The sequence below is a fragment of the Synechococcus sp. CBW1108 genome (assembly GCF_015840335.1).
Lineage (GTDB): Bacteria > Cyanobacteriota > Cyanobacteriia > PCC-6307 > Cyanobiaceae > Cyanobium_A.
On record NZ_CP060395.1, the window covers coordinates 2,593,583 to 2,610,465 of the forward strand.

A 16,883-nucleotide genomic window follows, 5' to 3' on the forward strand; every position below is an offset into this window, starting at 1 on the left:
CTAACGGCCCATCAGGCCGCGCAACATTTGCTGCTGTGCTTCCAGCGCCTGTTGATATCGATCGTAGAGAGATTGGCTCATGGGGCTGGGCTGGCTCCCGCGGTAACTAGGGGGTGGTGTCATGGGGGGAATCAGCGGGGGCACCGGGGTAAGGGGCGCCACAGGTGTGAATTCGATGGGTGCCAGCAACCCGTCTGCTTCCGTCAACTCAGGGGGGCTGATGGGCGCTGCGGCTGGGGCAGATCCTGCGGCGTTACGTGCCAGCTCTATTTGGCGCTCCCGCGCCTGGAATATTGCATGTTGACTTGCAGGCAGAATGCTCAATAGATGGCCTGGGGTTGCATCGGCCGGATAAACCAGGCTGACTCGCACCGGGTTCAGTTGACCAGCGCGCAGGTTTAATTGTGCGAGCGAAAGGCTCTGACCTGAACGCATTCCCACGTGGACTTCCTGGAGGCCCTCCTCCGAACGGATTTGCAGGGAGCCACGAAAGGCTATGAATGGTTTTGAAGCGCCACTGGCTACCGGGTGGCTCAGCACCAACTCGTACGGCCCTGAACCCTTGAGATTGAGGTCGACGTCAAATCGCACTCCGTAGGTGCCGACGTTGTCTAGGGAGGAATCGATCATGCGACTGGCCAGGGGATTGACCTGCACTTCACGGGTGCCGAAGTTATGGCGAATGGTGCTGGTCAGGGGCACATGCAGCGGGCCATTGGCATCCAGGTCGTAAGTAAGGCTGGCCGTGTACCCATCCCCAATCGCCACGCCACCTACCCGGGAGAAGACTCGACGCCCGTTGATGTCAGCAATGCGGTTGAGGTAAACCCTGCCTGGGGCCAGTCTCCCCTGGTCCAAAACCGTCAGCAGGTCACACTCGCTGGTGGCTTCCTTGGCCGCCACCACCGCCATTTGAAAGGGGCCGTCACTGCGTCCCTTGAGCAGGGCATTAGCTATACCCAGGGCGGGGAGCTGGGTTTGAAACAGAACAAGGCGACTGCGCGCTGGAATAGTGATTTCGTCGGCAAGTTTTGGATCAAGCCTGCCCCGCAGCACCTGGATGGCAGTCGCATCACCAGGGCCCGTATTCCAGGGCCTGGGCCCAAGCGGCCTGACCCCCATCTTGTATTCCTGGAGATAAGGTGCTTCAAAGCTGTTACGCACGGCTCCATTCTCAAATCGGATATGGACCGCGCGCCCACCTGGATTGATCAGAATCAATGCAAGGGTGAGTTCAGGCCGGCGGGATGAGCGGGAGAGCTGGCCCCGGTTAGGTGGAAAGTATTTGTGGTGCATGTGCACCCCAAATTCGCCGTTGAAGTTGTATTGGGCGTTGCGTAGGGGTTGGCCGGTTTCGGCCGCATAGGCGTAGCCAGGGGCGGTGTTGATCAAGATGCCGGGTCCCTCAACCTCCTCCGGTTGGTTGGAATGGAGAACGGGCACCTTGTTGAAGTTGCCATTGAGGGGCTGGGCTTTCTGGCCGGCCATCAAGGCCACATAGGCAGCTGCCGGGCGCGCCTCGAAGCCGATGCCACCCATGCCGAGGGCGAGGGCAAGGAGCAGGGGCAACGGGCCCATTGGGGAGCGGCAGTCGACTGGTCTCAAATGAAGGAGCTGGTGGGGCTTTTCGAGGGATTTGCCCTTGGAGGCAATTTGGTGAGCGCTGCTGAGCTTGAAGCATTAGTCACGCTAAGGCTGTTTCATGGCCATTTCCGGGGGAAACAAGGCACTCGGCCCACCGCTTTGGCTCGCTAGAACCATTGGGCTTTGATCCACTTTCTCATGTTTCCCCCCTTTGGCTGCTGTCCAGTTGGCGACGAAGGCGGCCACGACAACTGGCGCCGCCACCAGCAGCGCAAACTGCGCATGCTTCAGTTTTGGCGCGACGGGGTCGAACGTCAGTTGGCCGCTGTAAATGCGGCGATCAGCACGCTGGAGCAACAGATTGTCCGCGATGGCGGCAGCTCGGGCAGCTGACCGGGCTACTGAGCTGGCTGCTGATAGGTGGATTGGCCGAACGGCCCAGCCCTTGGCGCAGCTCAGCCAACCCGCGCTTGAGCCGCCTCTGCACCGTCATGGGACTCACCTTCAACAGGGCTGCGGTGCGCCGGTAAGTCCACCCAGATATGACTACTTTGTCGACCACTTGGCGAAGCTCGGGCTTAAGACAGGCCCACTGACGCTTCAGTCTCAACTGGTACTCCCCCTCGCCATTTGGTTCGGCTGACCCTTGTTGAGCTGACCCGACTTCTCGATCGACAGCCTGTTCGGCCCAGGCCTCGATCACCCCATCTGCCAGACCGATCGGCCGAGCCATGGCCTTACCCCTTTGCAGCTCTTGCCACTGCGGGATACTCAGGTCCAGGGCCCTGCGCAGATCCTCCGAGTTGGCCTCTTGGCCATGGGTTTTGTGCCAGTTCGCCTGCACTTGACGCAGTTTGTCGTGGAGCTCCATCTGACGGCGTGGCAAGCGCACGGCCAGGGCGGAATCCCTGAGGTAGTGGAGGATTGCTCCGCGAATGTGGGGTCTGGCAAAGGCCTCGAAGGGAGTCCGGGTCTGGGCGTCAAAGAGTTCGGCGGCCCGCAGCAGACCCAGCAGACCAACTTGGATCAGATCTTCGATCGGTTCGGGGCAGCGGCGGCCGTAATGCACCGCGATAGGAGTCACCAAACTGCGGTATTGGTCGACCCTTTGATTGCGCTGGAGGTGAGCCTGGCTCCTCTGGGCAGCTGTTGGTGCGGCGGTGGCTCTGGACTTGTCGGACATCGAAATAGTGGGGCATCAGGCAGGGGAGTGGACCCCTTCCTTTCCAAACAGCCCCAACCTCTGCCCCTGCTGCAACCGTGGAATTACGGAATGCTCCCCAGATCTACCCAGTTGCTGGACTGGCGACCGCCTGCAGCAGCTGCCAGGGACCCTGCTGCTCTAGCCAGCTGAGATCGGATTTTTCCGTGGCAAGCAGGTATCCCGCAAAGGCCAGGGCGTTGATGCTGAAGCCAGCGCAATGTTCGCGGCTGCGCCGCACCGTCAACAACCAACGGTCATCGAACAGCAGGTTGTAGGGATGCAGGGGCTGGGAATCCTGCTGGGGCGAACCAAAGCCCAGTTGCTCGGCATGGTGCCGGTAGAGGTCAGGCAGATCGCTGCAGCCAATCGGGTCATGGCGCCTGCTGATTCGATAGGCCCATGGCCACTGGCGCTGCTGTAGCTGGGCTTCACACAGGGCCGCCAGGGGACAGCTCGCCTCCCCTGCCCGCCTGGGCAGCAACTGCAGATGGCGGTGGGGCTGGCTTGCCCCAGCTGGGGCAGAACTGTTGAAAAACCACAGCCCAGCCGTATCCCCTGCCAGATGGCCCACGGCCTGCCAGTCCTCTGGCCTGATCCAGCCCGCCTGGGGCTGCCAGTCCGCGGTTATCAGCAACAGGTGGCCAGGTTGCACCGGGTACTTGTTGAGCAGCACCACATGACCTGTGCTGAGCCGCTCCACCTCCAGAGCCCCTTCCCAGGGCAGGAAGGGGTTGGCTTTGGGGCCGCCTTGGCGCAGATGCTTGGGCGTGGAACTCAAGAGGCGGCGCAGGACAAATGGCCCGATCCTCGGGTGCTCCAGCAGCTCGGTGGCCAGGGGCACTAGGGCGCCAGCCAGCTCTGCCTCAGCCGAGCGCTGCAGCGCCCGCCGCCACAGGAGCTCAGAGCGCACCGGCCTTGAGGCGTGCTAAGGATGCGCCCTGGTAGTAGTGGCCGAGGATCTGGTTGTAGCGGTAGCCCTGCTGGGCAAGATCCTGGGCCCCGTGCTGACTCATGCTGGCCCCCAGGTGACCATGGGCTTCCAGGCTGATCTGGCGGTTTGCCGCGTAGAGGCTTTCGACAATTCCTCCCTGGTAACTCAGGATCAGACCGGCGGTGCTGGCTGTGGCTGAGCGGGTTCTGGTGTTGCTGCGCTCCAGCCCCTTGTAGGCCTGCCAGCGAGTGGTGTTGCCGAGGTGCCAATGGCGATTGGCTGGCCTGGCCATGTGGGCCAGGGCATAGGAGCGAGCAGCCACCGCTTGGGCCCGCAGGGCCTCCATCGACCAGCTGCTCGGCATTTCGGCCCCTACCACTGCGGCTATGTACATCTCCAGCCCCAGATGGTTCACCAGCCTGAGTCCTCCCTGCTCACGGATAAGGCGCAGCCTGCCGCCATAGGGCTGGCCATTGACCAGCAGGGCTGAGCCATTGGTCTGTAGCCAGGCTTCGGATTCGGAGCTGCCTAGGGCAGTGAGGGAAACCTGGTCTCCAGGACCTCCCTGCTGCAAAACCATCCCTTGTCGATTCAGAAGTTGCCAGGCCCCGCTGGCCGAGAGGGTGGGGGTCGCACCGGCATTGAGCAGGGCCACGCGAATCTCCAGATCGACCGGCGGGCCGGCTTCCGGCTCCACCAGGCCCAGCTTGCCCGGGGCTGCTTGTGGATCTGGCACTGCGGCCCGGCGGGCCTCCACCGGCCGCAACTCGGCCGCTTCGCTGGCGGTATCAGCGGCGGGGGCTGGGGTGTCGATCAGGGCGTCGAGCAACTCCCCGTGGGCGGCGCCATAGGGCTGGGGCGCCAGCCCCTGGGCAGCAAAGCCAACTGCAACAGCCACTAGGGCCATCGGCGCCACCAGCATCAGCCGGCGGCCAGCAGGGAGGCCCAGGAGCCTGCCCCGGAGCCATCGCTTTGCCCATGCAAGGTGCCGTTCCACAGAAGATGGCCCGAGCCGCTGAGACGGATCATGCCTGAGGATGCCAATTCGCAGACCATTCCGCCAGGTCGGTGTGAACACTGCCAGCCCACCACGGAGCTGCGGCCGTGATGGTTGAGCCAGAACGGTGCCACCAGCGCATGGGCCGAGCCGGTAACGGCATCCTCGGCAATGCCCAGGCCTGGGGCAAAAAAGCGCAGCTGGTAATCGGCCGGTTGGCCGAGCACGGTTGGGCGTAGTTCTTTGGGCCTGTCACCGCAATCGAGCATCAAGATCAGGCCGCCGCGATCCTGGGGCTCCAGCTCCCCAGCCAGTCCTGCCATGGCCTCCAGGAGACTACCGGGTGGCAGCAGGGCCACCCGGTAGCCAAGCTCTGATCTCCAGTAGGACACTGGGCCGGCGCCCAAGCGGGCCTCCAGCAGGCCAACCAGGCCGCTGGAGGCCTCAGCAGGGATCAGCCCCCCACTTGGCAAGACGATCTGCCCGGTGCAGGCGGAGTTGCCGAGGGTCGCTTCCAGGGGGCCGCTGCGGCTGAGCAGGTGGCAGCGTTGGCCTGGCTGGAGAAGCCCCCAGTGGCCCAGGGCGAGCAGGGCCGCCAGGGTTCCATGGCCGCAAAGGGGCACCTCGCAGGTTGGGGTAAACCAGCGCAGGCACCACTGCCCCTGTTGGTGGAGCAGGAAGGCGGTTTCCGACTGGTTAAGGCTGCGGGCTATGCCCTGCAGCCAGCCATTACCCAGGGGCTGATCGAGCAGCACCACGGCGGCCCCATTGCCGCTGCAGGGGCCGGTCGCGAAGGCCTCCACCAGCAGGGCCGGCAGGGCCGTGTTCATGGCTCGACCATTTCGGGCCGCAGGCCCCGCTCCATCAGGGCCTTCACCGCCTCTGCCGGGGTGGTGAGCCCATCGAGAACCCTCACCACCTGTTCACAGATCGGCAGGTGCCAGCTATGGCGTTCGGCCAGCTGCAGGGCAGCCCTGGCGGTGCGGGTGCCCTCAACCGTGGCCGCAATCTGGGCATTGGCCTGCTCTTCGTTGTAACCCTGAGCCAGGAGCAGGCCGCAGCGGTAGTTGCGGCTCAAGCTGCTGTTGGCCGTGGCGAGCAGGTCGCCGAGACCAGCCAGGCCGTAGAGGGTGCTGGTGAGGCCACCGAGGCCCTCGAGCACCACCCCGATCTCCGCCAGCCCGCGACAGAGCAGGGAGGCCTTGGCATTGGCACCAAGGGCCAGGCCATCGGAGATGCCCGCAGCCAGGGCCATCACGTTCTTGAGGGCACCGGCAGCCTCGGTGCCGATTGGATCCGTATTGGTGTAAAGCCTCAGTCCACGGTCGCTGAGTTGGAGCTGCATCGCAGTGGCCAGTTGGGGGTCGCTGCAGGCCAGCACCGATGCAGCCGGCAGTCCCTGCCGCACTTCCGTAGCCAGATTCGGACCGCTCAAAACCAGTAGGGGGGCATCCCCCAGGTGCGCTGCCCAGAGCTGGGTAGCTGTCGCCAGCTGGCGAAGGTCCAGACCCTTGCTGCAGCTCAGCAGGGGCAGCCCCGTAGGCCAGTGGGGTGCGAGTTCCGCTGCCAGGGGGAGCACACCGGCCATTGCCACTGCCGAGACCACCAGGTCTTGATCGGTCAGCAGGTCGGGGGCGCTGCCGCCGGTGCGCCTGGACCAGCCCACCACGGTGTGGCCCTGGGCCTGCCAGCGCTCCAGAAGGGTTTCTCCCCAGGCTCCCAGGCCCAGTACGGCAATGCGAAGGCCCATCGAACCAAAAGCAGTGGGCTGATAGCCCTGCCATCATGCGACAAGGATGCTGTGCCGCTCCAGCTAGGGGGTATTCGGATGGGACCTGGCGCGGCAGGAGAGTGGTCTTCCTGGCAGGGATCGGCCCTGGTGGTCGGCTGCGGTGGCATCGGCCAGGCCCTGCTGGCGGAGCTCGAGCGGCGAGCTCCCCAGTTGACACTCTTGGGAGCTTCCCGCCAGGACTGGCGCCAGGGTGCTCAAGAGCGCTGGCAAGGCAGCGTTCACCTGCCGCTTGACCTGGGCAACGACGCCAGCCTGGCCAGCCTGGCCACAACCCTTGAGGCCTGGCAGCCGCTGCGCCTTGTCATCCACACCGCCGGGATCCTGCATGGGCCGGGCCTGCTGCCGGAGAAACGACTCAGCCAGGTGAATCGCCAAGCCCTGGAACGCAGCTTTGCGGTGAATGCCTTTGCGCCCCTCCTGGTGGCCCAGGCGGTCGAGGCCGTCTTGCCCCCAGATCAACCCTTCCACTTCGCCAGTCTCTCGGCCCGGGTGGGCAGCATCGGCGACAACCAGCTTGGCGGCTGGTATGCCTACCGGGCAGCCAAGGCAGCCCAGAACCAGCTGTTGCGCACCCTGGCCCTGGAATGGCGCCGCCGCCGGCCCCAGGGGTGCGTGAGCCTGCTCCATCCAGGCACCACCGCCACGCCCCTCTCGGCCCCCTTCCAGGCCGGTGTCCCCCCAGACCGCCTGTTCAGCCCCGAGCGTTCGGCATGCCAGCTCCTGGATGTGCTGGAGGCCCTCGGTGCTGAGCAGACTGGCCACTTCTGGGCCTGGGACGGCCAGCAGATCCCCTGGTGAGCTGACTCAGGCGGCGCTTGCCTGCAGCAGGGCCAGGGGAATCACCTCCAGGCTAGAGATCTCGGTGGCTTCAAGCCTCACCAGCGGGGCCATGCCATCTTCATGGGCCTCCAGCCAACGGGGAGCGCAGACACACCAGTGGTCTCCAGGTTTAAGCCCAGGAAAGTCGTAGGCCGGGGCCGGGGTGGTCAAATCGTTGCCCTGGGCTTGGCTGTAACGCAGGAAGGCTTCCGTCACCACACAGCAGACGCTGTGGCGTCCGAGGTCGGAGGCATTGGTGCGGCAAAAGCCATCCCGATGCCAACCGGTCATCGGCACGCAGCCACAAATGACCAGGGCATCCCCCAACACGTTGAGAGCAGGCTTGTTTGGGCTGGGGGATGGGTTCACTGGCCTGGTGACGATTGGGGTATGGCAAGTCTGGCTGGGGGATCCGGCCTTTGGGCCGGGCCTTTCAGGGGCGCCCTTGAGCAGTTTGGAAAGGCAACACACCGGCACAAACTGGCACCTGGTGGTTGACGGATTCCGGGGGGTAGGCGTTAAAGGTCGGAGAGCGCGTTTCTCTTGTTTTTCAGCGCGGCCCCCTTCATGAGCTGGGAATTCCCCGAAGATGCGGCCTTTCTGGCCCTCTGCGACGCCTACAAGGAAAGCGGTGAACCCTCCGCCATGGAATTCCTCGCCCATGGCGAAGGGGCCTTCCATTTTCAGGAACTCACCCAGAATGCCGCCGGTGAGGGCATTGATCTCAGCGACTCAGCCAACCTGGAGGAGTTCCAGCAGGAGGTTATCGACGCCCTCGAGGAGATGTGCAGCTAGGGGCTCGCACCGGTTGAGCTATGAACCGGTTGCGCTCAGGGCCGGTTGCTCTCAAGACCGGTTGCGCTCAGGAGTAGTAGAAGGCGATTTCCTTCGGCTTCAGCCCTTCCCAGCCGGCTGCCTGCAGGCGGGCATCGAGGCTCGCCTGGTCGAGGTGTTTTGAGCCAGTCTTGACAACTCGATTGCGCATTGACTTTTTCACCCCACTGCGGGCCCGCTGACTTTCAAGCTCCATGACCTCCTGGTAGAGCTCGACCATGGCGGCGGGAATCGGGGTGCCGTCAAGGTCGAGGCCTGAAGCGATCGCGGCGTCAACGCCGCCCGGGCCAGCGATGGCCATGGCGAATCAGCAAGGGGCCTCCACGATAGGTGCAGGCCCATGCAGCCCTGGGGGTTCAGGCTGAGAAGTAGCGGGCCTGGCTGTGCAGGGCCACCAGGGCGGTGGTGCTCTGTTCCGGCTCAAGCTGGTCGCTCTCATCCATCGTGAGGCCAATTCGCTGGGCGCCAAGCCAGTCAAGCTGCTGACGCGAGTCGGCGACGTTCGGACATGCTGGGTAGCCGAAGGAGTAACGACTGCCTCGATAGCGCTGGGCTAATACATCGCGCAGCTCCAGCGTGGTCGGATCTGGATAGCCCAACTCCTTGCGGATACGGGCATGCACCCACTCGGCCAGGGCTTCGGCCATCTGGACGCCAAGGCCATGGAAGTAGAGATAGTCGGTATACTTGTCTGCCTTGAATAGGCTTTGGGCAAATTCGGTTGCTTTTTCACCCATTGTTACTGCCTGCATGGGTAAAACATCGGTGGGCAATGGCGAGCCAGAGGCATCTTCTGCCAGGTCCATATAAAAGTCTGCAACGCAGTAGCGGTTGCCAGAGCGCTGGCGGGGGAGTTCGAATCGACCCAGCTGGCGCTCCTGGTTGGCCGGGTCAAACACCACAACGGCGTTACCGCTGCGGCCGCATGGGAAGTAGCCATAGGCCACCCGAGGTGTCAGCAAATCTTCACTCAGGCAGCGCTGCATCCATTGGCGCAGAACCGGTTCAGCTTTCTCAGCCAGCATGGCCTCATAGCTCTCGCGGCTTTGCTGCTGGGTCTTACGGAGCTGCCATTGGCCGGCAAACAGGGCGTTGCGATCGAGGTAGGAGAAGACCTCTTCGAGATCGATCTGGGTTTCCACCAGTGTCTGACTGCCCCAGAAAGGCGGCTGCAGGGCAGGCTCCTCGGCCACCGCGGCTGAACGGTGGTCGTTGGTCTGGTTTTCGGCTGGGCTGTCAGTCGTGCTGTCAGCTGGACTGGGAGAGTCGACCTCTGCCAGCTCCTGCTTTGCCTGAGCTGGGGCAGACATGGAGCTCTCGGCTGGGTCTGGGACGCTGAGACCAACCCCGTCCGGAATTTCACCGGTGAAGCCCCTGTGGTCGTCCCATTCTCCTGCTGCCTTGGCATCTACCAGGGCATCCATGAAGCGCAGATCGGCAAAGGCATCCCGGCCGTAAACCACCTGGCCTCGATAGGCAGCCCGACAATCTCCATTTACAAAGCGAGGCGTGAGGGCCGCACCGCCGAGGATCACCGGAACGGTGATATTGGCCTGATTAAAAGCCTCCAGATTGTCCTTCATGAAGGCAGTGGACTTAACTAGTAGACCGCTCATCGCGATGCAATCGGCCTGATGTTTGAGCTGGGCTTCAATGATGGCTTCACAGCTCTGCTTGATGCCTAGGTTGATAACTTCGTAGCCGTTATTAGTAAGAATAATGTCAACTAGATTTTTGCCGATGTCATGTACATCCCCCTTGACCGTGGCTATTAGAAATTTTGCCTTGGCCGAGCTCTCCCCTTCGATTACCTCCATATGGGGTTCCAGGTAGGCGACGGCCGCTTTCATGGTTTCGGCGCTTTGCAACACGAAGGGCAGCTGCATCTGGCCAGAACCAAACAGTTCCCCCACAACCTTCATGCCATCAAGCAAGAAGGTATTGATAATTTGTAGGGGAGGATAGGTGTGCAGGGCTTCATCGAGCGATGCGTCCAGCCCCAGCCGCTCCCCATCGATGATGTGCTGCTTCAGCCGTGCTTCTACGGCCAGGTCGGCCAGGGAAGGCCCGGAGGCCCGGGCTTCCTTGGCACTCACCCCCTCAAACAGGGTGGTGAGCTCAGTTAGGGGGTCGTAGGTGCAGATCGCCCCTGGTTGGTCAGACTCGAAGCGTCTGCGGTCGTAGATCAGATCTCGGCAGACCTGCTGGTGCTCGTTGCTGATCTTGACGAGGGGCAGGATCTTGGCCGGGCTGATGATTGCGGCATCCATGCCGGCCTCACAGCAGTCATGCAGGAAGACGGAATTCAGCACAATCCGTGCCGCTGGGGAGAGTCCGAAGCTCACATTGCTGACACCGAGCACCACATGGGCCCCGGGTAGGTCACTGCGGATACGCCGGATTGCTTCGATTGTTGCCGTGCCGTTGAGGCGGTCTTCCTCGATGCCTGTGGAGATGGGCAGGGCGAGGGGGTCGTAGAAGATCTCGTGGGCCGGGATGCCATATTCCACCGCATCCCGATAGGCCCTTTGGGCTATGGCGAACTTGCGCTCGGCCGTGCGGGCCATGCCCTCTTCATCGATGGTTCCGATCACCACACCGGCGCCGTAGGCTTTCGCCAGTTCCAACACCTTTAAGAAGCGTTCATCGCCATCCTCATAGTTGGTGGAATTGAGAATGCACTTGCCGCCAGCCACCTTCAGACCCGCCTCCATTTTTTGCCACTCGGTTGAATCGAGCATCAGCGGCAGGTTGACATTGGTCACCAGTCGACTCACCAGCTCGTGCATGTCCCGTTCGCCATCTCGACCGACATAGTCGACATTGACATCGAGTACATGGGCGTTTTCCTTTACCTGGCTTCTGGCCACCCCCACCAGTCCATCCCAATCCTCCTCCGCCAGCAGGTCTCTTACTTTCTTGCTGCCGCTGGCATTCAGCCTCTCGCCGATGATCAGAAAGGAATTGTCCTGGTGGTAGGGCGTGGTGCCGTAGAGCGACGCTGCCGATGGATCCCCCTGCAGCAAGGGGCGCGCGTGCCGGTTTTCCGGAGTTCGCACAGCCCTGGCTGCGGGCTTGAGTTCAGCCGTCAGCTCGGCCAGGGCATGGATGTGCTCGGGGGTGGTGCCACAGCAGCCACCGATTACCTGCACCCCGAGGTCTTCGACAAAGTGCATTAACTGCATCTTCATCTCCACCGGCGTCAATCGATAGTGGGCAACGCCGCCGATGTTCTCTGGCAATCCGGCGTTAGGGATACAGCTTATTACAAATGGACTACACCCGCTGAGGTAGCGGATGTGTTCCTTCATCTGCTCCGGGCCCGTTGCACAGTTCAGCCCGAGCACATCAATCGGGAAGGGCTCCAGGATCGACACCACCGCGGCGATGTCGGAACCCACCAACATGGTGCCTGTGGCTTCCATCGTCACACTCACCATCAGCGGCCGGCGTTTGCCGGTCTTGCTGAAGGCCGCCTCAATGCCTTGCAGCGCCGCCTTGATCTGGAGAACATCCTGGCAGGTTTCGACGATCAGCAGATCCACGTTCCCGGCCAGCAGGCCTTCGGCCTGCTCGGCAAAGGAGGCCTTCATGGTGTCGAAGTCGACATGCCCCAAGGTGGGCAACTTTGTGGTCGGGCCCATGGAGCCGGCCACGAAACGGGGCTTTTCTGGGGTGGTGTAGCGATCCGCCATCTCGCGGGCCAGCTCTGCGGCGCGCTGATTCATGGCAAAGCTCCGGTCGGCAATGTCGTATTCCGCCAGCACCAGTGAGGTGGCCCCGAAGGTGTCGGTTTCGATCACATCACAACCGGCCTCGAGAAACTGCCTGTGCACTTCCTGCACCGCGTCGGGCCGGGTGAACACGAGGTTTTCGTTACAACCTTCCAGGGCCGCCCCGCCGAAGTCTTCAGGACCCAGGCCCATCTGCTGGAGCGAGGTGCCGGTGGCGCCGTCAAACACCAGCACCGGCCTATCAACGCTGTGGAGCCGTTCGAGAAAATTCACGTCTGTTACCCGTCTACCCGGATTCGTGTTACCCATGTGTCATAGGCGGAATCGCGGCCTTCTGTGATAGCCGTGAGCCTTTCGCGGATTGCGGCCATTAGGGGCCGCTCCAAGGGTAACTCGGTGCTCTCTACCTGGCGCACGGGGGTGACCTTCGCAGCAGTTCCACTCAGGAACACCTCGTCGGCGATGAACAGCTCACTTTTGTCCACTGGCCGCTCCAGCACCTCAATGCCCATGGCCCGGGCTAACTCGATCACGCTGGCTCGAGTGATCCCTTCGAGGATGTCCTGGTCAACGCTCGGGGTGATCAGCACGCCGTCGCGGACAAGAAAGAGATTCATGCCACTGGCTTCGCTCACCTTGCCGCGGCTGTTCAGCAGCAGGGCCTCATCAAAGCCACTTTTGACGGCTTCGGTTTTGGCAAGGGAGCTGGTGATGTAGGCCCCACTTATCTTGCCGCGCAGGGGCAAGGAGCGATCCTCCTGGCGGGTCCAGGAGCTGATGCGGCAACTCACGCCGTCCGGGGAGAGGTAGTCGCCCAGTTCCAGGCCGTAGATGAGGAAGTCGGTCTCAATATCGTGCAATCGCGGCGCGATGCCCAGATCGCTCGTGTAGACGAAGGGCCTCAGATAGACCGGACAGGTCGGTTTGTTGGCCCGCAGAAACTCCCTGATCGCCTGGTGGATTGTGTCCTCGCTGAGCTCGGTCAGCAGCAGGCGGGCACTCTGGCTCAGTCGCCGGGCATGGCGATCGGCGCGAAACAGGAGAATTTCGCCCGAATCTCTGGGATTGGGCAGGGCCCGCATGCCACCGAAGGCGCCCGTTCCGTAGTGAAGGGCGTGGGTTGCCACTGACAGGGTTGCCTCTGCAAAGGGCACACATTTGCCACCGAACCAGGCGAAGGGCAGGAACTGGTGCATGGTGACAACGGAGCTGGCAGAGCAGTCGCGACACAAATGGGTCACGTTGACTTTGATCTTCTCACCGCACCCTGCAGGATGGAGTCATGCATCGCTTGGCTTCGATACCAGGGGGGAGTGGGGCTGCTGACGCCGGAGCGCTGGTTGAACAGCCGGCGGCCCCCGTGTTGCTGCTCAGCAGCGCCGATACCGACCTGCTGGCAGTTGACCAGCTGCTCGAGCGGGAGCCCGATCTGCTGGGTGTCGAACTGCGGGGTCTGAACCTGGCCGCCCTGACCCATCCGGCCCAGGTTGACCACTACCTCAGCTCCACGGTGTGTCACTCCCGGCTTGTGCTGGTGCGCCTCTTGGGGGGCCGGGGCCACTGGAACTATGGGCTCGAGCGGTTGCAGCACTGGGCCGCGGATCACCCAGATCGGCAGTTGCTTGTGCTGGCTGGAACGGAGGAGGAGGAGCTCGTTTTGGCAGAGCTGGGTACGGCCCCAGTTGAGCTCTCGATCGCTCTGGCCCGCTGTCTGCGTGAAGGGGGGCCTCGCAACCTGCGAGTGCTGCTGGAGACCCTGCAGGACTTGCTGGCCGGTGGCACCCCGCAGCCGCCTGTGGCCGTGCATTTGGCCGATCCGTTGCCCCATGACTGGCGCCCGGAACCTGGCCCCCGGGTGGGGGTGATTGTCTATCGGGCCCTGCTGCAGGCCGGTGATCTGGCCCTGATGGATGCCACCCTCTTGGCTCTGCGCAGGGCGGGACTCAGCCCCCGGGCCCTGTGGGTGAGTGGTCTGCGCGAGCCGGCCGTCCAGAGCGGAGTCGCCGATCTGTTTCAGCGTGAGGGCGTCGAGACGGTTTTGTGCAGCACCTCATTTGCCTCGGTGCAGTTTGAGGAGGCGGGGCTCGGTGCCCCTCTCTGGGAGCGGTTGGGGGTGCCGGTGCTCCAATTGCTCTGTAGCAGCCAGCCCCGGCAGCGGTGGCAGGCCAGCAGTATCGGCCTGGGCCCGATTGACCTGACCCTGCAGGTGGCCCTGCCCGAGCTGGATGGCCGCTTGACCACCCGAATCGGGGCCTTCAAGGAAACGGTGGGTGCCAGTGGCCGCCTCGCGGCTGCCCTGCAGAGCTATCAGCCTGATCCTGAGCGGCTGGCCTGGATCGCCCAGCTCACCGCCAACTGGATCAGCTTGCGCCAGACCCCAGCCGCCCAGCGGCAGATTGCCCTGGTGCTGGCCAACTATCCAACCCGCAACAGTCGACTCGCCAATGGGGTCGGCCTCGATACCCCGGCCTCGACTGCCCTGATGTTGCAGTGGCTTCAGCAGGATGGATACGCGCTCGGTGATGGTCTGCCCGCTGATGGAGAAGCCCTGATCCAGGCGTTGTTGGCTGGCCTTACCAATGATCCAGAGAGTGGCCACCGCCAGGCCCTCGACCACCTGCCCTTGGCGGCCTACCAGAGCTGGTACCGGCAGTTGCCAGTAGCTGCCCGCTCAGCTCTGGAGTCTGTTTGGGGGCCACCAGAAACGGATGCTGGCTTGCAGCCGGGCCCGGGGGGGACGCCTGCTTTCCCAATTCGCGGCTTGCGGTTCGAAAACGTGGTCGTGTTGATCCAGCCCGAGCGGGGCTACGACCGTGATCCCAGCCTCAGTTACCACAGCCCCGACCTGCCCCCCACCCACGCCTACCTGGCCCAATACCTCTGGTTACGCCAGTGCTTCGGTTGCCACGCCGTGGTTCATGTGGGCAAGCACGGCAACCTGGAATGGCTTCCAGGTAAGGGGCTGGGCCTCAGCGGCGCCTGCTTCCCCGAGCTGGCCCTCGGCCCCATGCCCCATCTCTATCCATTCATTGTCAACGACCCTGGTGAGGGTTCCCAGGCCAAGCGCCGCAGCCAGGCCGTGATCCTCGACCACCTCACCCCCCCCCTGGGCAGGGCTGGACTCCACGGTGAGCTCCAACTGCTCGAGGTGTTGCTGGATGAATACTGGGAGGCCACCCAGTTGGGTAGCGAGCGCGCTGGTCCCCTGCGCAAGCAACTGGCCCAGCGGCTTGAGAGCCTCCAGCTTCCCCTGGGGCCAGGCCTGGAGCTGGATGGGCGGCTCGATGCTGCCGACGGTTACCTGTGCGAACTCAAGGAGGCCCAGATTCGGCTAGGGCTCCACACCTATGGCACCCTGCCGGAGCAGGGGAAGTTGGCCGAGCTTCTGCTCTGCCTGGCCCGCTGCCCACTGGCCCAGCAACCCGGGCTCACCCAGGCCCTCGCCACCGATCTCCAGCTGGGCTTTGATCCCTGGGCCGATGGGGACGACATGCCCCTCGATCCGGCAGACCAGCAGCGCCTGCTGGCCGCATTCGGTGGCCAGAGCCCCAGACGGGTTGGCGACGGAACGGCCCTGCTGGAATCTCGGGCCCTGGCCCTGGTGCAGCTGGAGCTGGGAGGCCAAAGGCAGGAGCCCGGCGGCGCTGCCGAGGCAAAGGCCCTGGAGCATCTTCGCCAGGAGTTACTGCCCCGCCTTCTGGCCTGCGCTCCAGCCGAACGCGGGGCCTTCCTGCGGGGTCTTGGCGGTAAACGGATTGCGGCGGGGCCCTCCGGCGCGCCCACCAGGGGACGACCTGACCTGTTGCCGACAGGGCGCAATTTCTACAGCGTGGATCTGCGCGGCCTGCCCACCGAGGCCGCCTGGGACCTGGGCCGCCGCAGTGCCGAGTTGCTGCTCGAGCTCCACCTCCAGGAGCAGGGCGAACACCTCCAGAACCTTGCCCTCTCGGTATGGGGTACGGCAACCATGCGCAATGGCGGCGAGGACATCGCCCAGACCCTTGCCCTACTCGGGGTCCGACCCGTTTGGGATGGTCCCACCCGGCGGATGGTGGATCTGGAGGTGATTCCCCTTTCCCTGCTGGGCCGTCCGCGGGTGGATGTGACCCTGCGTATCTCCGGCCTATTTCGGGATGCCTTTCCCCAGCTGGTCGCCTGGGTAAATAGGGCTACCGAGCTGGTGGCCCGCCTCGAGGAGGCAGATGCCGAAAATCCCCTTGCCGCCGCCTGGCGACGGGAGGGCCAGAGCGCCCGGGTATACGGCTCTGCACCAGGTGCCTACGGAGCCGGCCTGCAGGGTTTAATCGATGGGGGTCATTGGGAAGACCGCGGCGACCTCGGCGACGCCTTTCTCAACTGGAGCAGCTGGCGTTATGACGGCCAGGCTGGAATCGAGGCCCGGGCCGATCGGGCCGGACTTGAGCAGCGGCTGGGCGCCGTGCAGGTGGTGCTGCACAACCAGGACAACCGAGAACATGACCTGCTCGACTCCGATGACTACTACCAATTCCAGGGGGGCCTGAGCGCCGCCGTGGAGCGAGTCTCCGGCCAGCGGCCGGCCCTTTGGTTTGGCGACCACTCCCGCTCGGCCCGGCCGAGGCTCCACCGCCTGGAGCGGGAATTTGACAAGGTTTTGCGCAGCCGAGTGCTCAATCCCCGCTGGATTGGGGCCATGCAGCAGCACGGCTACAAGGGTGGTTTCGAAATGGCCGCCAGCCTCGATTACCTGTTTGCCTATGACGCCAGCACCGGTTGTGTTCCCGATTGGGGTTACGGCGCTATCTGCGATCAGTGGTTAGGGGATAGGTCGGTGCGGAGTTTCCTGGAACAAGCCAACCCCTGGGCCCTGCGCGATATGGCTGAGCGCTTGCTGGAGGCCCATCACCGGGGCCTGTGGGAGGGGGCCAACCAAAACCAGCTGGAACACCTGCGCCAGCTGGTTTTGACAAGTGAAGCGAAGATTGAGCAGGGCTGATCGGCCGGGTTGG

14 protein-coding genes are annotated in these 16,883 nt (G+C 63.5%); 3 read left to right on the plus strand and 11 right to left on the minus strand.

What is annotated here, in order from left to right; genetic code table 11:
• From H8F27_RS14015 to H8F27_RS14045, 7 genes are all read right to left on the minus strand, one after another.
• Positions 1 to 1,578 carry a DUF3370 family protein gene (locus H8F27_RS14015; protein WP_197148836.1) on the minus strand — a complete coding sequence of 526 codons (1,578 nt, stop codon included), beginning with the start codon at positions 1,576 to 1,578 and terminating at the stop codon, positions 1 to 3.
• 111 nt (positions 1,579 to 1,689) lie between these two features.
• Positions 1,690 to 1,941 (minus strand): hypothetical protein, encoded by a 252-nt coding sequence (locus H8F27_RS14020; RefSeq protein ID WP_197148837.1) that lies wholly within the window; start codon positions 1,939 to 1,941, stop codon positions 1,690 to 1,692.
• On the minus strand, positions 1,925 to 2,767 hold the full coding sequence (locus tag H8F27_RS14025) for a sigma-70 family RNA polymerase sigma factor (protein ID WP_197148838.1): 843 nt from the start codon (positions 2,765 to 2,767) through the stop codon (positions 1,925 to 1,927). The genes H8F27_RS14020 and H8F27_RS14025 overlap by 17 nt, the downstream gene beginning before the upstream one ends.
• Before the next feature lie 103 nt (positions 2,768 to 2,870).
• The gene (locus H8F27_RS14030; protein WP_197148840.1) at positions 2,871 to 3,698 is read right to left on the minus strand and encodes an ATP adenylyltransferase; all 828 of its coding nucleotides are present in this window, start codon (positions 3,696 to 3,698) and stop codon (positions 2,871 to 2,873) included.
• The gene (locus tag H8F27_RS14035; protein WP_231596304.1) at positions 3,688 to 4,641 is read right to left on the minus strand and encodes a SpoIID/LytB domain-containing protein; all 954 of its coding nucleotides are present in this window, start codon (positions 4,639 to 4,641) and stop codon (positions 3,688 to 3,690) included. Before H8F27_RS14035 ends, H8F27_RS14030 begins: the two co-directional genes overlap by 11 nt.
• Positions 4,641 to 5,546, minus strand: coding sequence for a PhzF family phenazine biosynthesis protein (locus tag H8F27_RS14040; protein WP_197148841.1), 906 nt, complete (start codon positions 5,544 to 5,546; stop codon positions 4,641 to 4,643). Before H8F27_RS14040 ends, H8F27_RS14035 begins: the two co-directional genes overlap by 1 nt.
• On the minus strand, positions 5,543 to 6,466 hold the full coding sequence (locus H8F27_RS14045; RefSeq protein ID WP_197148842.1) for an NAD(P)H-dependent glycerol-3-phosphate dehydrogenase: 924 nt from the start codon (positions 6,464 to 6,466) through the stop codon (positions 5,543 to 5,545). The genes H8F27_RS14040 and H8F27_RS14045 overlap by 4 nt, the downstream gene beginning before the upstream one ends.
• A 78-nt stretch (positions 6,467 to 6,544) precedes the next feature.
• Between H8F27_RS14045 and H8F27_RS14050 the strand changes: the two genes are divergently transcribed.
• Positions 6,545 to 7,306 (plus strand): SDR family NAD(P)-dependent oxidoreductase, encoded by a 762-nt coding sequence (locus H8F27_RS14050; RefSeq protein WP_197148843.1) that lies wholly within the window; start codon positions 6,545 to 6,547, stop codon positions 7,304 to 7,306.
• Positions 7,307 to 7,312: 6 nt separating this feature from the next.
• On the opposite strand, the gene H8F27_RS17755 is transcribed toward H8F27_RS14050, so the two are convergent.
• Complete coding sequence (locus tag H8F27_RS17755; RefSeq protein WP_255517704.1) at positions 7,313 to 7,696, minus strand: DUF2237 family protein; 384 nt, start codon at positions 7,694 to 7,696, stop codon at positions 7,313 to 7,315.
• Between the two features lie 198 nt (positions 7,697 to 7,894).
• Between H8F27_RS17755 and H8F27_RS14060 the strand changes: the two genes are divergently transcribed.
• Positions 7,895 to 8,122: a hypothetical protein gene (locus H8F27_RS14060; RefSeq protein ID WP_197148845.1), complete on the plus strand. Its 228-nt coding sequence runs from the start codon at positions 7,895 to 7,897 to the stop codon at positions 8,120 to 8,122.
• A gap of 67 nt (positions 8,123 to 8,189) precedes the next feature.
• On the opposite strand, the gene H8F27_RS14065 is transcribed toward H8F27_RS14060, so the two are convergent.
• Genes H8F27_RS14065 through H8F27_RS14075 form a run of 3 tightly spaced genes read right to left on the minus strand, consistent with a single transcriptional unit; the run spans position 8,190 to position 13,091 of the window.
• A complete protein-coding gene (locus tag H8F27_RS14065) occupies positions 8,190 to 8,462 on the minus strand; it encodes a DUF4090 family protein (protein WP_197148846.1) in 273 nt (90 codons plus the stop codon).
• Positions 8,463 to 8,517: 55 nt separating this feature from the next.
• Complete coding sequence (metH, locus tag H8F27_RS14070) at positions 8,518 to 12,204, minus strand: methionine synthase (protein WP_197148847.1); 3,687 nt, start codon at positions 12,202 to 12,204, stop codon at positions 8,518 to 8,520.
• On the minus strand, positions 12,174 to 13,091 hold the full coding sequence (locus H8F27_RS14075; protein WP_197148854.1) for a branched-chain amino acid transaminase: 918 nt from the start codon (positions 13,089 to 13,091) through the stop codon (positions 12,174 to 12,176). The genes metH and H8F27_RS14075 overlap by 31 nt, the downstream gene beginning before the upstream one ends.
• An 86-nt stretch (positions 13,092 to 13,177) precedes the next feature.
• Between H8F27_RS14075 and cobN the strand changes: the two genes are divergently transcribed.
• Complete coding sequence (cobN, locus tag H8F27_RS14080; protein WP_197148856.1) at positions 13,178 to 16,870, plus strand: cobaltochelatase subunit CobN; 3,693 nt, start codon at positions 13,178 to 13,180, stop codon at positions 16,868 to 16,870.
• Positions 16,871 to 16,883: the final 13 nt, after the last annotated feature.